This window comes from Mycobacterium sp. PS03-16 (assembly GCF_004570325.1).
Taxonomy (GTDB): Bacteria; Actinomycetota; Actinomycetes; order Mycobacteriales; family Mycobacteriaceae; genus Mycobacterium.
Genome location: NZ_SPQO01000012.1, coordinates 124,793 through 141,033 on the forward strand (window position 1 = coordinate 124,793; position 16,241 = coordinate 141,033).

Genomic DNA, 16,241 nt, shown 5'->3' on the forward strand with positions numbered 1-16,241 from the left:
ATGGCAACCACGATTGATGTGAAGACCCCGGCGGGCACGACCGACGGCTCCGTTGAGCTGCCGGCCGCGCTGTTCGACGTCGAGCCCAACATCGCGCTGATGCACCAGGTGGTCACCGCGCAGCTCGCCGCCAAGCGGCAAGGCACGCACGCCACCAAGACCCGCGGTGAGGTCTCCGGCGGCGGTAAGAAGCCGTACCGGCAGAAGGGCACCGGTCGCGCCCGTCAGGGTTCGACCCGCGCCCCGCAGTTCACCGGTGGTGGCACCGTGCACGGCCCGCAGCCGCGCGACTACAGCCAGCGCACCCCGAAGAAGATGATCGCCGCCGCGCTGCGCGGCGCGCTGTCGGACCGGGCGCGCAACGGCCGCATCCACGCCGTCACCGAGCTGGTGGAGGGTCAGACCCCGTCGACCAAGAGCGCCAAGGCGTTCCTGTCGACCCTGACCGAACGCAAGCAGGTGCTGATCGTGATCGGCCGCGCCGACGAGACCAGCGCGCTGAGCGTGCGCAACCTGCCCGGCGTGCACGTGCTGCCGCCGGACCAGCTCAACACCTACGACGTGCTCAAGGCTGACGACGTGGTGTTCAGCGTCGAGGCCCTGAACGCGTACATCAGCGCGAACAGCAAAACCGCCGAGGAGGTTTCGGCCTGATGGCAACCGTGACGGATCCCCGCGACATCATCCTGGCGCCGGTCATCTCGGAGAAGTCCTACGGGCTCATCGAGGACAACGTCTACACGTTCATCGTCCACCCGGACTCGAACAAGACGCAGATCAAGATCGCCATCGAGAAGATCTTCAAGGTGAAGGTCGACTCGGTGAACACCGCCAACCGGCAGGGCAAGCGCAAGCGCACCCGCACCGGCTACGGGACGCGCAAGAGCACCAAGCGCGCCATCGTCACGCTGGCCGCGGGCAGCAAGCCGATCGACCTCTTCGGAGCACCGGCCTGACCGCCGGGGGATAGCAGAGAGACCTAACAGACATGGGAATTCGCAAGTACAAGCCGACGACCCCCGGTCGTCGCGGTGCCAGCGTCTCCGATTTCGCCGAGATCACTCGCTCGACTCCGGAGAAGTCGCTGGTTCGCCCGCTGCACGGCCACGGTGGTCGTAACGCCCACGGCCGCATCACCACCCGTCACAAGGGTGGCGGCCACAAGCGCGCCTACCGCGTGATCGACTTCCGTCGCCACGACAAGGACGGCGTCAACGCCAAGGTCGCGCACATCGAGTACGACCCCAACCGCACCGCGAACATCGCACTGCTGCACTACCTGGACGGCGAGAAGCGCTACATCATCGCGCCCCAGGGCCTCAAGCAGGGCGACGTCATCGAGCAGGGCCCCAACGCCGACATCAAGCCCGGCAACAGCCTGCCGCTGCGCAACATCCCCGCCGGCACCGTGATCCACGCCGTGGAGCTGCGGCCCGGCGGCGGCGCCAAGCTGGCCCGCTCGGCCGGCGTGAGCATCCAGCTGCTCGGTAAGGAAGGCACCTACGCCTCGCTGCGTATGCCGTCCGGCGAGATCCGCCGCGTCGACGTCCGCTGCCGCGCCACGGTCGGCGAGGTGGGCAACGCCGAGCAGGCGAACATCAACTGGGGCAAGGCCGGCCGTATGCGGTGGAAGGGCAAGCGCCCCACCGTCCGCGGTGTCGTGATGAACCCGGTCGACCACCCGCACGGTGGTGGTGAGGGTAAGACCTCCGGTGGCCGTCACCCGGTGAGCCCGTGGGGCAAGCCCGAGGGCCGCACCCGTAAGCCCAACAAGCCGAGCGACAAGCTCATCGTCCGCCGCCGGCGCACCGGCAAGAAGCGCTAGGCCGGGAAGGATTCAACGATGCCACGCAGCCTGAAGAAGGGCCCGTTCGTCGACGACCATCTGCTCAAGAAGGTCGACGTCCAGAACGAGAAGAACAGCAAGCAGGTCATCAAGACCTGGTCGCGCCGGTCGACCATCATCCCCGACTTCATCGGGCACACCTTCGCGGTCCACGACGGCCGCAAGCATGTCCCGGTGTTCGTCACCGAGGCGATGGTCGGGCACAAGCTGGGCGAGTTCGCCCCCACCCGCACGTTCAAGGGTCACATCAAGGACGACCGGAAGAGCAAGCGCCGATAATGACTACAGCGATTGAATATCCGTCCGCCACCGCCAAGGCGCGCTTCGTGCGCGTTTCGGCGAGCAAGGCGCGCCGGGTCATCGACCTGGTCCGCGGCAAGTCCGTGGAAGACGCACTCGACACCCTGCGCTGGGCCCCCCAGGCCGCCAGCGAGCCGGTCGCCAAGGTGATCGCCAGCGCCGCGGCCAACGCGCAGAACAACGACGGGCTCGACCCGTCGACGCTCGTGGTCGCCGCGATCTACGCCGACGAGGGCCCGACCGCCAAGCGCATCCGGCCGCGCGCCCAGGGGCGTGCGTTCCGGATCCGCAAGCGCACCAGCCACATCACCGTCATCGTGGAGAGCCGGCCCCCGCGTGAGCAGCGCGCCGGACAGTCCGCCGGATCCGCCCGGTCCCGGCGCGCCCAGGGCAGCAAGGCCGCCGCCGCCAAGAAGGCACCCGCGACGAAGGCGGCCCCCGCAACAGCTGCAACCGCCGACGTGAAGGAGGGCTCGGAGTAGTGGGCCAGAAAATCAACCCCCACGGTTTCCGGCTCGGCATCACGACCGACTGGAAGTCGCGCTGGTACGCCGACCGGCAGTACAAGGACTACGTCAAGGAAGACGTGGCGATCCGCCGGCTGCTGGCCACGGGTCTCGAGCGCGCCGGCATCGCCGACGTGGAGATCGAACGGACCCGCGACCGGGTCCGCGTCGACATCCACACCGCGCGTCCGGGCATCGTGATCGGCCGCCGCGGCACCGAGGCCGACCGCATCCGCGCCGACCTGGAGAAGCTGACCAAGAAGCAGGTGCAGCTCAACATCCTCGAGGTGAAGAACCCTGAGTCCCAGGCTCAGCTCGTCGCCCAGGGTGTCGCCGAGCAGCTGAGCAATCGTGTGGCGTTCCGCCGCGCGATGCGCAAGGCGATCCAGTCGGCGATGCGCCAGCCCAACGTCAAGGGCATCCGCGTGCAGTGCTCGGGCCGTCTCGGCGGCGCCGAGATGAGCCGCTCGGAGTTCTACCGTGAAGGCCGGGTGCCGCTGCACACGCTGCGCGCCGACATCGACTACGGCCTCTACGAGGCCAAGACCACCTTCGGCCGCATCGGCGTGAAGGTGTGGATCTACAAGGGCGACATCGTCGGTGGCAAGCGTGAGCTCGCCGCCGCCGCGCCCGCGGGCGCCGACCGTCCGCGCCGTGAGCGTCCGTCGGGCAGCCGCCCGCGTCGCAGCGGCGCCTCCGGCACCACCGCCACCAGCACCGAGGCGGGCCGGGCGGCATCGGGTACGGCGCCGGCCGGCAGCGTGTCGGCCAACGCGGAGGCTCCGGCAGCGGCTGAGGCCGCGGCCGGTACCGAGGCAGCCGCCGGTGCCGCTGTCGAACCGACCACCCAGAACACGGAGAGCTGACCATGCTTATCCCTCGCAGAGTCAAGCACCGCAAGCAGCACCACCCGAAGCAGCGCGGCGTCGCCAGCGGCGGCACCTCGGTGAGCTTCGGTGACTACGGCATCCAGGCGCTCGAGCACGCCTACATCACCAACCGGCAGATCGAGTCCGCTCGTATCGCCATCAACCGGCACATCAAGCGTGGCGGCAAGGTGTGGATCAACATCTTCCCGGACCGTCCGCTGACCAAGAAGCCCGCCGAGACCCGCATGGGTTCCGGTAAGGGTTCGCCGGAATGGTGGGTCGCCAATGTCAAGCCGGGTCGCGTGCTGTTCGAGCTGAGCTACCCGAATGAGGAGATCGCCCGGGCCGCGCTGACCCGCGCGATCCACAAGTTGCCGATCAAGGCACGCATCGTCACCCGAGAGGAGCAGTTCTGATGGCAGTGGGAGTTACGCCTGGCGAACTGCGCGAGCTGAGCGACGAGGACCTCAAGGACCGCCTGCGCGAGTCCAAGGAGGAGCTGTTCAACCTGCGCTTCCAGATGGCGACCGGACAGCTCGCCAACAATCGTCGCCTCCGCACGGTGCGACAGGAGATCGCGCGTGTGTACACCGTGCTGCGCGAACGTGAGCTGGGTCTGGCCGCCGGACCCGCCGGTGAGGAATCATGATGGCAGAGAACAACACTGAAAAGGGCACTGAGCCTGGTCCTAAGCGCACCCCGCGCCAGGAGCAGCCCCGCGGCCGCCGCAAGACGGCCATCGGCTACGTGGTCAGCGACAAGATGCAGAAGACCATCGTCGTCGAACTCGAGGACCGTAAGAGCCACCCGCTCTACGGCAAGATCATCCGCACCACCAAGAAGGTCAAGGCCCACGACGAGAACGGTGACGCCGGCATCGGCGACCGCGTCTCGCTGATGGAGACCCGTCCGCTGTCGGCCACCAAGCGGTGGCGGCTGGTGGATGTGCTCGAGAAGGCCAAGTAGGCCCGATCCGCTTCGCGAAGGCCCCGATACGCTCCGGCGTGTCGGGGCCTTCCGTCATCCGCGGTCAGGGTGCGGGATACCGAGGTTGAGTCGGCGGCTGTACCGGGTCAACGAACCCGTCCCGGAGCGCCGACGCGACCGGCGATCCCGTCGACAACCTGGGCCAGCCCGCGACGGAAGTCGGCGAGCCGGTCGGTCTCCCCGTCGAACGCCCCGGCCTCCAGGGCGGCGGCCACCGCCGGGAACCGGGCGGCATCGGCCACCTGCCGCAGCAGGTCCCCGAACACCACGTCAGATTCGCCGGCGGCGACGTCCAGGGCGGCCGCCCCGCGGACGTAGTGCAGGACGGCCATCACCGCGGCCAGCTTGTCCCGTTCGGACAGGCCGGTGGGGGACAGCGCCGTCAGCCCCCGGTCCAGCCATCCCAGCTGCCCCGGATCGGCGGGCGGACCGGCCGCCGCCGCGGACAGAACCCACGGATGGCGGTGATAGACCTCCCACAGGCCGTCGGCCCACGCGGTGACCGCGCCGCGCCAGTCGTCGCCGTCCGGGAGTGCCGGGGGCGCACCGGGTGCCGCGCTCAGCATGAACGTGATCAGTTCGTCCTTGTTCGCGACGTGCCGGTAGAGCGACATGGTGCCGCAACGCAGCCGCTGCGCCAGCCGGCCCATCGACAGCGCGGAAAGCCCGTCCTCATCGGCCAGGTCGATCGCGGCCTCGACGATGCGCTCGCGGGTGAGCCCCCTGGTGCGCGCCGGTGTGCCGGCGTCCTGCCACAGGGCGGCGAGCGCGCTGGGCAGGCCTTTGGGTACGACGGTCATCGTGGTCCAGATTAGGCTCGCGTCACCGATGCGTATGCCATACGCTTATGCGTATGAGATACGCACGCTGGAGTCTGGCCGTGGTCGTCACGCTTTTCGTCGGGTACTCGCTGGCGCCGTACCTGACCGGCGGGTCTCGGGTGCCGCCCACCTTCTGGCTGCACCGCCCGCTGCTGCTGGTGCACGTGTTCACCGGATCGGTGGCGATGGTCTGCGCCGTCGGGCAGCTCTGGTCCTTCATGCGGGGACGGGTGGCGCGGTGGCACCGGACCACCGGCAGGGTCTACGTCGCGGCCGCTGTGCCCGCCGCGCTCAGCGCGCTCGTCATCGGGCCCGCCACCCCGTTCGGACCGCTGCTCGCGGTGAGCAACGTGGCCCTCGGCGCGCTGTGGCTGTGGTTCACCGTCGCCGGGTACCGGGCCGCGCGGCAGCGCCGCATCGCCGACCACCGCGTGCACATGTTGCGCAGCGCCGTGCTCGCGCTGTCGGTGCTCAGCAACCGGGTGTGGACGCCCCTGTTGTTCATCACGCTGCAGCCGTTGCGTGGCAACGTATTTGAGGGTAATGACGAGCACTATCTGTGGTTCGTCGCCGGCCTCGGCGGATGGTTGGGCTGGGTGCTGCCGCTGGTTCTGGTCAACCGGTGGCTGCGGCGCCGAGGCGGCATGACGTCGTCGTCGAATCGTCGGGAACGGGAACGGGAACCGGTGTAGTCTCACCGCGCGCGGCCACTGCGTCCGCAGCGGCCGACCGATCCCGGGATGAGGTTGCCATGACCACGGAGTTCAACGGCACGATCGCACTGGACATCCGCGATTCGGAGCCGGACTGGGGACCGTATGCCGCACCCACCGCACCCGAGGGCGCGCCCAACATCCTCTACCTCGTCTGGGACGACATCGGCATCGCGACATGGGACTGCTTCGGCGGGCTGGTCGAGATGCCCGCGATGAGCCGGATCGCCGAACGCGGTGTGCGCCTGTCGCAATTCCACACCACGGCGCTGTGTTCGCCGACGCGGGCCGCCCTGCTCACCGGCCGCAACCCGACCACGGTCGGGATGGCCACCATCGAAGAGTTCACCGACGGTTTCCCCAACTGCAACGGCCGCATTCCGTTCGACACCGCGCTGCTGTCCGAGGTGCTCGCCGAGAACGGGTACAACACCTACTGCGTCGGCAAGTGGCACCTCACCCCGCTCGAGGAGGCGAATCTCGCTGCCACCAAACGGCATTGGCCGCTGGCGCGCGGATTCGAGCGGTTCTACGGATTCCTCGGCGGGGAGACCGACCAGTGGTACCCGGAGCTGGTGTACGACAACCACCCGATCGCCCCGCCGGGCACTCCGGAGGACGGCTACCACCTGTCGAAGGACCTCGCCGACCGGACCATCGAGTTCATTCGCGATGCGAAGGTGATCGCCCCGGACAAGCCGTGGTTCTCCTATGTCTGCCCCGGCGCCGGGCACGCGCCGCACCACGTGTTCACCGAGTGGGCCGACCGGTATGCCGGCCGCTTCGACATGGGCTACGAGCGCTACCGCGAGGTGGTGCTGGAGAATCAGAAGCGGCTTGGGCTGGTGCCGCCGGACACCGAACTGTCCGCGGTCAACCCCTACCACGACGTCACCGGACCCGACGGGCAGCCGTGGCCCGAGCAGGACACCGTGCGACCCTGGGATTCGCTGCCGGACAACGAGAAACGACTGTTCAGCCGGATGGCGGAGGTGTTCGCCGGCTTCCTGTCCTACACCGACGCGCAGATCGGCCGGGTGCTGGACTACCTCGAGGAATCCGGTCAGCTCGACAACACGCTCATCGTCGTCATCTCCGACAACGGCGCCAGTGGCGAGGGCGGGCCGAACGGTTCGGTCAACGAGGTCAAGTTCTTCAACGGGTACATCGACACCGCCGAAGAAGGACTCAAGGTCATCGACGACCTCGGCGGCCCGCAGACCTACAACCACTATCCGATCGGTTGGGCGATGGCGTTCAACACGCCCTACAAGCTGTTCAAGCGCTACGCGTCCCACGAGGGCGGCATCGCCGACCCGGCCATCATCTCCTGGCCGAAAGGCATTGCCGCGCACGGCGAAGCCCGCGACAACTACGTCAACGTCGCCGACATCACCCCAACCGTGTACGACCTGATCGGGATCACGCCACCCGCCACCGTGCGCGGTGTGCCGCAGAAGCCGCTCGACGGCGTGAGTTTCAAGGTGACGCTGACCGAACCCGCCGCGCCCACCGGGAAGGAGACGCAGTTCTACACGATGCTGGGCACGCGCGGAATCTGGCACCGGGGCTGGTTCGCCAACACCGTGCACGCGGCCTCACCCGCCGGCTGGTCGCACTTCGACACCGACCGGTGGGAGCTGTTCCACATCGAAGCCGACCGCGCTCAGATCCACGACCTCGCCGAGCGACATCCCGAGAAGCTCGAGGAACTCAAGGCGCTGTGGATGCGTGAGGCCGAGAAGTATCAGGGGCTGCCGCTCGGTGATCTGGACGTGTTCGCGACCCTGACCCGCTTCCGGCCGCATCTGGCGGGGGCGCGGCCGGCCTACACGTACTACCCGGGCACCGCCGACGTCGGCGTCGGCGCGGCCGTCGAGATCCAGGGCCGCTCGTACTCTGTGATGGCCGAGGTGACCATCGACGACGGCTCCGCCCACGGCGTGGTCTTCAAACACGGTGGGGCACACGGTGGTCACGTGCTCTTCGTGCAGGACGGTCACCTGCACTACGTCTACAACTTCCTCGGTGAAGTAGAGCAGCGGCTCACCGCCGCGCAGCCCCTCGCAGCCGGGCGGCACTCGCTGGGCGTCGCGTTCACCAGGACCGGGACGGTCGAGGGCAGCCACACACCGCTCGGCGACGCCGCGCTCTACGTCGGCGGCCGGGAGGCGGCGACGTATCCCGGACTGATGGTGCACCCCGGCACCTTCGGCCTGGCCGGCGCGACGCTGAGCGTCGGGCGCAACACCGGATCGCCGGTGTCCCGCGCCTACCGGCCGCCGTTCGCCTTCACCGGCGGCACCATCGCGCTGGTGACCGTCGACGTGTCCGGCACGCCGTACCTCGACCTGGAGCGCGAGTTCGCGCGCGCGTTCGCGAACGACTGAAGCGCCTACGCTGGACGCCATGCTCACCGAGCTGGTCGCGCTCCCGGGCGGATCCTTCCGGATGGGGTCGACGCAGTTCTATCCCGAGGAAGTGCCGGTGCACACCGTCACCGTCGCGCCGTTCGCCATCGAGCGCCACCCGGTGACCAACGCCCAGTACGCGGCGTTCGTCGAGGACACCGGATACGTCACCGTCGCCGAGCGGGCGCTCGACCCCGCGCTGTACCCGGGTGTATCGCCGGCCGACCTGATGCCGGGGGCGCTGGTGTTCCGGCCGACCGCGGGTCCGGTCGACCTGCGGGACTGGCGGCAGTGGTGGGACTGGGCACCGGGTGCCTGCTGGCGCCACCCCCACGGGCCGGACTCGTGGTGGCAGGACCGGTCCGACCATCCCGTCGTGCAGGTCGCCTACCCCGACGCCGCCGCCTACGCCCGGTGGGCCGGGCGCCGGCTGCCGTCCGAAGCGCAGTGGGAGTTCGCCGCCCGGGCCGGCTCCGCCACCACCTACCCGTGGGGCGACGACGCGGCGCCGGGCGGGGAGCTGATGGCCAACACCTGGCAGGGCCGGTTCCCGTACCGCAACGACGGCGCGCTCGGCTGGCGGGGCACCTCCCCGGTGGGCGCGTTCCCGGCCAACGCCTACGGGTTGGCCGACATGATCGGCAACGTCTGGGAATGGACGACGACCCGGTTCTCCGCCCATCACCGGGTCGACGGCGCCGTCGAGTCGTGCTGTGGTCCGGCCGACCCGGACCCGGGGGTCGATCAGACCCTCAAGGGCGGATCGCACCTGTGCGCACCCGAGTACTGCCATCGCTACCGGCCCGCCGCGCGGTCCCCGCAGTCACAGGACAGCGCCACCACCCACATCGGCTTCCGCTGCGTGGGCGACGTCTAGGCTCGCGCCATGGCCGACCTGCTCGCCGCGCTCGGTGCCGAGAAATTCCTGTCGTTGACCACCTTCAAGCGCAGCGGCGCGGCGGTCGCGACGCCGATGTGGGTGGCGGTCGATGATGGCCGCCTCGCGTTCTGGACGCCCGTGGACAGCTGGAAGGTCAAGCGCGCCCGCCGGGACCCGCGGGTGACGGTCGCACCGTGCAGCCGGCTCGGCGCCGTCGCCGCCGAACCCGTCGCGGGCACCGCGGTGGTGCGCGACGACGAGGCCACCGTGCGCCGGGTGCGGGACGCGGTGAAGCGCAAGTACGGCTTGGCGTTCATACTGATTACGCTGCTGGAGCGCGTCGCGAGGCGCGGGCGCGAGCAGCGCGCCGCGGTGCTGGTGGCGCTGGACTGACCGCCGCCGGCCGACCGCCGCGAGGCTGACCAGCGGCGATTTGGTTTCCACGCTGGTCGTCACCTAGAATCAAACGGTTGCCTTGGGCAGACCTCGGCCGATCCCGGATGTCGCACGTCACGCGAGCGCCCATCCATTGTGGTCGGCTCTGCGTGCCCTTCGGTGACAGCAAGACCGCGTACGTCAGGTCGGTATCTGGCGTGCATACATAACCAGGTCAGGAGATCGAGTGATTCAGCAGGAATCGCGGTTGAAGGTCGCCGACAACACGGGTGCCAAGGAGATCCTGTGCATCCGCGTGCTCGGTGGCTCGTCGCGACGCTACGCCGGCATCGGCGATGTCATCGTGGCGACCGTCAAGGACGCCATCCCCGGCGGCAACGTCAAGCGTGGTGACGTGGTCAAGGCCGTCGTGGTGCGCACCGTCAAGGAGCGCCGCCGCGCCGACGGCAGCTACATCAAGTTCGATGAGAACGCCGCCGTGATCATCAAGAACGACAACGACCCGCGCGGCACCCGCATCTTCGGGCCCGTCGGTCGCGAACTGCGCGAGAAGCGCTTCATGAAGATCGTCTCGCTCGCCCCGGAGGTGTTGTAGATGAAGGTCCACAAGGGCGACACCGTGCTGGTGATCTCCGGTAAGGACAAGGGCGCGAAGGGCAAGGTCATCCAGGCCTACCCGGACCGCGAGAAGGTCCTCGTCGAGGGCGTCAACCGCATCAAGAAGCACACCGCGGTCTCGCGCAACGAGCGCGGCGCCTCGTCGGGCGGCATCGTCACCCAGGAAGCGCCGATCCACGTCTCGAACGTGATGGTCGTCGACTCCGACGGCAATGCGACCAAGATCGGCTACCGCGTCGATGAAGAGACCGGCAAGAAGGTGCGCGTCTCCAAGCGCAACGGCAAGGACATCTGACATGACCACCGCAGAAAAGACTGTTCCCCGGCTCAAGCAGCGCTACCGCGAGGAGATCAAGGACGCGCTGAACAAGGAGTTCGGCTACGCCAACGTCATGCAGATCCCGGGCGTGGTGAAGGTCGTCGTGAACATGGGTGTCGGTGACGCCGCCCGCGACGCCAAGCTGATCAACGGCGCGGTCAACGACCTCGCGCTGATCACCGGCCAGAAGCCGGAGATCCGCCGGGCCCGCAAGTCCATCGCCCAGTTCAAGCTGCGCGAGGGCATGCCGATCGGCTGCCGGGTCACGCTGCGCGGCGACCGCATGTGGGAGTTCCTCGACCGGCTCGTCGCGATCGCGCTGCCGCGTATCCGTGACTTCCGTGGCCTGAACCCCAAGCAGTTCGACGGCACCGGCAACTACACCTTCGGGCTGAACGAGCAGTCGATGTTCCACGAGATCGACGTGGACAGCATCGACCGCCCGCGCGGCATGGACATCACCGTCGTCACCTCGGCGACGACCGACGACGAGGGACGTGCGCTGCTGCGGGCGCTCGGCTTCCCGTTCAAGGAGAACTGAGCTATGGCAAAGAAAGCGCTGATCAACAAGGCCAACAAGAAGCCGAAGTTCGCGGTGCGTGCCTACACGCGCTGCCAGCGGTGCGGTCGCCCGCACGCGGTGTTCCGCAAGTTCGGCCTGTGCCGGATCTGCTTGCGCGAGATGGCCCACGCCGGCGAACTGCCCGGTGTGCAGAAGTCCAGCTGGTAACAGCCAAAGACCAACAACCAATCAAACATGCGCGGTAGGCCCTGACATGGGAACCATCGCGAGGAAGGTGAACCGGCTGTCATGACCATGACGGACCCGATCGCAGACTTCTTGACACGTCTGCGCAACGCCAATTCGGCGTACCACGACGAGGTGGCTCTGCCGCACTCGAAGATCAAGGCCAACATCGCCGAGATCCTGAAGTCGGAGGGCTACATCTCCGATTACCACACCGAGGACGCCCGGGTGGGCAAATCGCTTGTGGTGCAGCTGAAGTACGGCCCCAGCCGCGAGCGAAGCATCGCCGGCCTGCGCCGGGTGTCCAAGCCCGGCCTGCGGGTGTACGCGAAGTCCACCAATCTGCCCCGGGTGCTCGGCGGCCTGGGCGTGGCGATCATCTCCACGTCGTCGGGTCTGAAGACCGACCGGCAGGCGGCTCGAGAAGGGGTGGGCGGGGAAGTCCTCGCCTACGTCTGGTGAGGGGAACCTAGACATGTCGCGTATTGGTAAGCAGCCGGTCCCGGTTCCCGCCGGGGTCGATGTCACGATCGACGGCCAGCAGGTGTCGGTCAAGGGACCCAAGGGCACTCTGTCGCTCGCGGTCGCGGAGCCCATCACGGTGGCTCAGGAAGACGGCACCATCGTGGTGAGCCGGCCGAACGATGAGCGGCGCAACCGCTCGCTGCACGGCCTGTCCCGCACGCTCGTGGCCAACCTGGTCGAGGGTGTGACGCAGGGCTACACCACCAAGATGGAGATCTACGGCGTCGGTTACCGCGTCGCGCTCAAGGGCAGCAACCTCGAGTTCGCCCTGGGCTACAGCCATCCCGTGGTCATCGAGCCGCCGGAGGGCATCACGTTCGCGGTCGAGACGCCCACCAAGTTCTCGATCTCGGGCATCGACAAGCAGAAGGTCGGCCAGATCTCGGCGATCATCCGCCGCCTGCGCCGCCCCGACCCGTACAAGGGCAAGGGCGTGCGCTACGAGGGTGAGCAGATCCGCCGCAAGGTCGGAAAGACAGGTAAGTAGACATGGCGACTGCTGAAGCAACCAAGCACAAGCCGGTGGGCGCGAACATCAGCCAGACGCGTCGCCGCGACCGGATCCGTCGGCACGCCCGGCTGCGCAAGAAGGTCGCCGGCACCGCTGAGCGGCCCCGTCTGGTGGTGAACCGTTCGTCGCGGCACATCCACGTGCAGCTGGTGAACGACCTCACCGGCACGACCATCGCCGCCGCCTCGTCCATCGAGGCGGACGTGCGTGCGGTCGAGGGTGACAAGAAGGCCCACAGCGTGCGCGTCGGTCAGCTGATCGCGGAGCGCGCCAAGGCCGCCGGCATCGACGAGGTGGTGTTCGACCGCGGTGGGTACAGCTACGGCGGACGGATCGCCTCGCTGGCCGATGCCGCGCGCGAAGGCGGGCTGAAGTTCTGATGACCGAGACTTTCAACGGAAGGATTGCATGATGGCCGAGCAGGCAAACGCCGGCGGCCCGACGGACGGTCGCGGCTCGCGGGGTGACCGCGATGGCCGGGGCCGCCGTGACGACCGTGGCGGCCGTGGCCGCGACGGTGGCGACAAGAGCAACTACCTGGAGCGGGTCGTCTCGATCAACCGCGTCTCCAAGGTCGTCAAGGGTGGTCGTCGGTTCAGCTTCACCGCGCTGGTGATCGTCGGCGACGGTAACGGCATGGTCGGTGTCGGCTACGGCAAGGCCAAGGAAGTTCCGGCCGCGATCGCCAAGGGCGTCGAGGAAGCGCGTAAGGGCTTCTTCCGCGTTCCGCTCATCGGCGGCACCATCACCCACCCGGTTCAGGGTGAGGCCGCCGCGGGTGTGGTCATGCTGCGCCCGGCGAGCCCCGGTACCGGTGTGATCGCCGGCGGTGCGGCGCGTGCGGTGCTGGAATGCGCCGGCGTGCACGACATCCTGGCGAAGTCGCTGGGCAGCGACAACGCGATCAACGTGGTGCAGGCCACCGTTGCCGCGCTCAAGCTGCTGCAGCGTCCCGAAGAGGTGGCGGCCCGTCGCGGGCTGCCGATCGAGGACGTCGCCCCGGCCGGCATGCTGCGGGCCCGGCGTGAAGCCGCTGCGGTGGCCGCGTCCTCGGCGCGTGAAGGGTCGGCGTAATCATGGCGGAACTGAAGATCACCCAGGTGCGCGGCACCATCGGTGCGCGCTGGAAGCAGCGGGAGAGCCTGCGCACGCTCGGCTTGCGGAAGATCCGCCAGTCGGTCATCCGTGAGGACAACGCGCAGACCCGCGGCCTGATCAAGACCGTGCATCACCTCGTCGAGGTTGAAGCAGTTGAGGCGGTGGAGAGCAAATGACGATCAAGCTGCACGACCTGAAGCCCGCTCCGGGCGAGAAGAAGGCCAAGACCCGCGTCGGCCGCGGTGAGGGCTCGAAGGGCAAGACCGCCGGTCGCGGCACCAAGGGCACCAAGGCACGCAAGAACGTCTCGCCGATGTTCGAGGGTGGCCAGATGCCCCTGCACATGCGGTTGCCGAAGCTCAAGGGCTTCAAGAACCGGTTCCGCACCGAGTACGCCGTCGTCAACGTCGGCGACATCGCCAAGGCCTTCCCGCAGGGCGGCACCGTGGGTGTCGACGAGCTGGTGGCCAAGGGCCTGGTGCGCAAGAACGTGTTGGTGAAGGTCCTCGGCGACGGCAAGCTGGCCGTCAACGTCGACGTCACCGCGCACAAGTTCAGCGGTAGCGCCCGCGAGGCCATCACTGCCGCAGGCGGTTCGGCGACCGAGCTGTCCTAGGTTCAAGTACGCAGGGAGTCCCCGTACGCGCGTGAGCGCGGCGGGGTCTTCGTGCTTTTCGGGCGGACGGGGCGACAAGACGATCGCGAACGGAATCCGGACGCCACGGCATTGAGCGGCGCTGCGGGCGATCTTACGTTCGTGACATGACGACTGTGCTGATCACCGGATGTTCCTCGGGCTATGGGCTGGCCACCGCGTGCCGGTTCCTCGACGAGGGGTGGGACGTCATCGCCACGATGCGGACTCCCGATCCCGACGTGCTGCCCAGTTCGGATCGGCTGCGTGTGATCGCGTTGGATGTCACTGAGCCGGCGAGCATCGAGACCGCGGTGCGGTCGGCCGGGCAGATCGACGTCCTTGTCAACAACGCCGGCATCGGCCTCGTCGGCGCCTTCGAGGCCACACCGATGGCCACGATCCGAGAGTTGTTCGAGACGAACACCTTCGGAGTGATGGCGATGACCCAGGCGGTAATCCCCCAGATGCGTGCACGACGGTCGGGCGTCGTGGTCAACGTGACCTCCAGCGTCACAATGACCGCGATGCCGCTGGCGGCGGCCTACACCGCCAGCAAGACGGCGATCGAGGGTTTCACGGGATCGCTGGCTCTGGAGCTCGAGTTCTTCGGTGTGCGAGCGGCTTTGGTGGAGCCCGGCTATGGCCCCTCGACGCGCTTCGCAAGCAACGGCAGTGAACGTATGCAGGGCCTGATCCCGGCCAAGTACGCATCCTTCGCGGACCCGATCATGGCTGCCTTCGCCCAACCGGGTCCGGTGACAACCGCGGACGATGTGGCCGACGTCGTGTACCGCACGGCGACAGACCCGGCCGCTCGGTTACGAAATCCCGCGGGTGCGGACGCGGTGGCGTTGGCCGAGACGCGCTGATCCACTTGGGGAGCGCGGGGCGCGGATGCCGGGCGGTGAGCGGGTCGCTCGGCTAGCTTGTCGGTGTGCACGCGCGTGTCGATGCATCCCTCGGACCGCTGGCGTCGGTCGAGGAGCTGGTGCGGCTACTGCGGCCGGAAGCAGTGCTGTCGAAAGTGATCAGCGGCGGCGGACAGTGGAGCGTGCGCAAGCCGCGGTACGGCGAACCCGCATTCTGCCTGATGCTTTCGGGCTCATGCCTGTGGGAGGCCGACGGCGTCGCCCCCATCGAGCTGAACCAGGGTGACTTCCTGCTGCTGCCCGAGACTCCCGAGTTCACGCTGGCAAGCGACCGGGACATCCCACCGGTTCCCCGCGCCCTGGACTACGCGCGCGAGACCCGGCACGGCAGCACCGCGGACCCGGCGACGATGCGGATGCTGGGCGGGTATTTCCGCTTCGATGGGGCCAATGCGCCGCTGCTCGTCCCGCTGCTGCCCCGATTCGTGCTCGTCCGGGACGGCGAGCCGGGAGCCTCTCGGCTGGGCCGGGTCGTCGAACTGATCGCCGACGAGGCGGACGCGGACCGTCCTTGTCGCGATGCGATCCTCGAGCGGTTGGTCGAGGTACTGGTTGTGGAGGCGATACGCCTGCACGCCGCCCCGACGGGCACTACACAGCGCGGGCTGCTGGCGGGATTATCCGACCCCGTGCTTGCGCCCGCGCTGCGGCAGCTGCACGCAGACATCGCGCACGGGTGGACCGTGGAGCGGCTCGCGCGTGCCGCCGGGGTGTCGCGCGCCGTGTTCGCCGAGAGGTTCACGCGCACAATCGGTGTGCCGCCGATGCAATACCTGGTGCACTGGCGGGTCGCCGTCGCGAAAGACATCCTCCGCACTGGTGAGCGATCAGTCGCCGAAGTCGCGCGGCGGGTGGGCTACCAGTCCGCGAGCGCCTTCACATCGGCGTTCACCCGGCTGAGCGGATGTACACCTACGGACTTCGCGCGGTCACCCCGCTAGTCATCGTCCTCACCGTCGTGGTTTTCGGTGGTGAGGTAGCGGTGGGGGTGGTGGTTGTTGTTGATGCGGTGTTGGCCGGTGTCGAGGTGGGGTGGGGGGATCCATTCGGTGCGGCCGTTGTGGCGTTGGGTGGTGTAGCCGGTGTGTTCGATGAGGTGGTTGTCGGGGTGGCAGGCCAGGGCGAGG

Annotated in this window: 26 protein-coding genes and 1 pseudogene; 25 read left to right on the forward strand and 2 right to left on the reverse strand. The window is 68.3% G+C overall.

The window, feature by feature from the left end:
* From rplD to rpsQ, 9 genes are read left to right on the forward strand one after another with little or no spacing between them, the layout of a single operon-like run.
* Positions 1-654 (forward strand): 50S ribosomal protein L4, encoded by a 654-nt coding sequence (rplD, locus tag E4P42_RS12895; RefSeq protein WP_135126451.1) that lies wholly within the window; start codon positions 1-3, stop codon positions 652-654.
* Complete coding sequence (gene rplW, locus E4P42_RS12900) at positions 654-956, forward strand: 50S ribosomal protein L23 (RefSeq protein WP_135126452.1); 303 nt, start codon at positions 654-656, stop codon at positions 954-956. Before rplD ends, rplW begins: the two co-directional genes overlap by 1 nt.
* A gap of 32 nt (positions 957-988) precedes the next feature.
* Positions 989-1,825, forward strand: coding sequence for a 50S ribosomal protein L2 (gene rplB / locus E4P42_RS12905; RefSeq protein ID WP_135126453.1), 837 nt, complete (start codon positions 989-991; stop codon positions 1,823-1,825).
* An 18-nt stretch (positions 1,826-1,843) separates the two neighbouring features.
* Positions 1,844-2,125 carry a 30S ribosomal protein S19 gene (gene rpsS / locus E4P42_RS12910; protein WP_135126454.1) on the forward strand — a complete coding sequence of 94 codons (282 nt, stop codon included), beginning with the start codon at positions 1,844-1,846 and terminating at the stop codon, positions 2,123-2,125.
* Positions 2,125-2,628 carry a 50S ribosomal protein L22 gene (gene rplV / locus E4P42_RS12915; RefSeq protein ID WP_135126455.1) on the forward strand — a complete coding sequence of 168 codons (504 nt, stop codon included), beginning with the start codon at positions 2,125-2,127 and terminating at the stop codon, positions 2,626-2,628. The genes rpsS and rplV overlap by 1 nt, the downstream gene beginning before the upstream one ends.
* Positions 2,628-3,518 carry a 30S ribosomal protein S3 gene (gene rpsC, locus E4P42_RS12920; RefSeq protein ID WP_135126456.1) on the forward strand — a complete coding sequence of 297 codons (891 nt, stop codon included), beginning with the start codon at positions 2,628-2,630 and terminating at the stop codon, positions 3,516-3,518. The genes rplV and rpsC overlap by 1 nt, the downstream gene beginning before the upstream one ends.
* A 2-nt stretch (positions 3,519-3,520) precedes the next feature.
* Entirely contained in the window at positions 3,521-3,937 is a 417-nt protein-coding gene (rplP, locus tag E4P42_RS12925; protein WP_135126457.1) for a 50S ribosomal protein L16, read from the forward strand.
* Entirely contained in the window at positions 3,937-4,170 is a 234-nt protein-coding gene (rpmC, locus tag E4P42_RS12930; RefSeq protein ID WP_135126458.1) for a 50S ribosomal protein L29, read from the forward strand. The genes rplP and rpmC overlap by 1 nt, the downstream gene beginning before the upstream one ends.
* Positions 4,170-4,487, forward strand: a complete 318-nt coding sequence (rpsQ, locus tag E4P42_RS12935) for a 30S ribosomal protein S17 (protein ID WP_135126459.1) — start codon at positions 4,170-4,172, stop codon at positions 4,485-4,487. Before rpmC ends, rpsQ begins: the two co-directional genes overlap by 1 nt.
* Before the next feature lie 107 nt (positions 4,488-4,594).
* Here rpsQ and E4P42_RS12940 read toward each other — a convergent pair whose 3' ends face one another.
* Complete coding sequence (locus tag E4P42_RS12940; RefSeq protein ID WP_135126460.1) at positions 4,595-5,308, reverse strand: TetR/AcrR family transcriptional regulator; 714 nt, start codon at positions 5,306-5,308, stop codon at positions 4,595-4,597.
* Positions 5,309-5,361: 53 nt separating this feature from the next.
* On the opposite strand from E4P42_RS12940, the gene E4P42_RS12945 reads away from it, so the two are divergent.
* From E4P42_RS12945 to E4P42_RS13020, 16 genes are all read left to right on the forward strand, one after another.
* Complete coding sequence (locus E4P42_RS12945) at positions 5,362-6,021, forward strand: DUF2306 domain-containing protein (protein WP_371287026.1); 660 nt, start codon at positions 5,362-5,364, stop codon at positions 6,019-6,021.
* A gap of 59 nt (positions 6,022-6,080) precedes the next feature.
* Complete coding sequence (locus E4P42_RS12950) at positions 6,081-8,432, forward strand: arylsulfatase (RefSeq protein WP_135126462.1); 2,352 nt, start codon at positions 6,081-6,083, stop codon at positions 8,430-8,432.
* A gap of 19 nt (positions 8,433-8,451) precedes the next feature.
* Positions 8,452-9,330, forward strand: a complete 879-nt coding sequence (locus E4P42_RS12955) for a formylglycine-generating enzyme family protein (protein ID WP_135126463.1) — start codon at positions 8,452-8,454, stop codon at positions 9,328-9,330.
* Positions 9,331-9,339: 9 nt separating this feature from the next.
* Positions 9,340-9,726, forward strand: coding sequence for a PPOX class F420-dependent oxidoreductase (locus tag E4P42_RS12960; protein WP_135126464.1), 387 nt, complete (start codon positions 9,340-9,342; stop codon positions 9,724-9,726).
* 229 nt (positions 9,727-9,955) lie between these two features.
* The gene (gene rplN / locus E4P42_RS12965) at positions 9,956-10,324 is read left to right on the forward strand and encodes a 50S ribosomal protein L14 (RefSeq protein ID WP_014814254.1); all 369 of its coding nucleotides are present in this window, start codon (positions 9,956-9,958) and stop codon (positions 10,322-10,324) included.
* Positions 10,325-10,642: a 50S ribosomal protein L24 gene (rplX, locus tag E4P42_RS12970; RefSeq protein WP_135126465.1), complete on the forward strand. Its 318-nt coding sequence runs from the start codon at positions 10,325-10,327 to the stop codon at positions 10,640-10,642.
* A gap of 1 nt (position 10,643) precedes the next feature.
* On the forward strand, positions 10,644-11,207 hold the full coding sequence (gene rplE / locus E4P42_RS12975; protein WP_135126466.1) for a 50S ribosomal protein L5: 564 nt from the start codon (positions 10,644-10,646) through the stop codon (positions 11,205-11,207).
* 3 nt (positions 11,208-11,210) lie between these two features.
* Complete coding sequence (locus E4P42_RS12980) at positions 11,211-11,396, forward strand: type Z 30S ribosomal protein S14 (protein WP_135126467.1); 186 nt, start codon at positions 11,211-11,213, stop codon at positions 11,394-11,396.
* Positions 11,397-11,477: 81 nt separating this feature from the next.
* Complete coding sequence (gene rpsH, locus E4P42_RS12985; protein ID WP_135126468.1) at positions 11,478-11,876, forward strand: 30S ribosomal protein S8; 399 nt, start codon at positions 11,478-11,480, stop codon at positions 11,874-11,876.
* Positions 11,877-11,889: 13 nt separating this feature from the next.
* Positions 11,890-12,426: a 50S ribosomal protein L6 gene (gene rplF / locus E4P42_RS12990; RefSeq protein WP_135126469.1), complete on the forward strand. Its 537-nt coding sequence runs from the start codon at positions 11,890-11,892 to the stop codon at positions 12,424-12,426.
* A 2-nt stretch (positions 12,427-12,428) separates the two neighbouring features.
* Positions 12,429-12,830: a 50S ribosomal protein L18 gene (gene rplR / locus E4P42_RS12995; protein ID WP_135126470.1), complete on the forward strand. Its 402-nt coding sequence runs from the start codon at positions 12,429-12,431 to the stop codon at positions 12,828-12,830.
* A 31-nt stretch (positions 12,831-12,861) separates the two neighbouring features.
* Entirely contained in the window at positions 12,862-13,524 is a 663-nt protein-coding gene (rpsE, locus tag E4P42_RS13000) for a 30S ribosomal protein S5 (protein WP_135126471.1), read from the forward strand.
* A gap of 2 nt (positions 13,525-13,526) precedes the next feature.
* Positions 13,527-13,724: a 50S ribosomal protein L30 gene (gene rpmD / locus E4P42_RS13005; protein WP_135126472.1), complete on the forward strand. Its 198-nt coding sequence runs from the start codon at positions 13,527-13,529 to the stop codon at positions 13,722-13,724.
* Positions 13,721-14,164: a 50S ribosomal protein L15 gene (rplO, locus tag E4P42_RS13010; RefSeq protein WP_135126473.1), complete on the forward strand. Its 444-nt coding sequence runs from the start codon at positions 13,721-13,723 to the stop codon at positions 14,162-14,164. The genes rpmD and rplO overlap by 4 nt, the downstream gene beginning before the upstream one ends.
* A 146-nt stretch (positions 14,165-14,310) precedes the next feature.
* Entirely contained in the window at positions 14,311-15,054 is a 744-nt protein-coding gene (locus E4P42_RS13015) for an SDR family oxidoreductase (RefSeq protein ID WP_135126474.1), read from the forward strand.
* Positions 15,055-15,119: 65 nt separating this feature from the next.
* Complete coding sequence (locus E4P42_RS13020; protein ID WP_245234003.1) at positions 15,120-16,055, forward strand: AraC family transcriptional regulator; 936 nt, start codon at positions 15,120-15,122, stop codon at positions 16,053-16,055.
* Here E4P42_RS13020 and E4P42_RS26990 read toward each other — a convergent pair.
* A pseudogene (locus E4P42_RS26990) lies at positions 16,052-16,241 on the reverse strand (hypothetical protein); the annotation flags it as partial. The gene E4P42_RS13020 and the pseudogene E4P42_RS26990 overlap by 4 nt on opposite strands.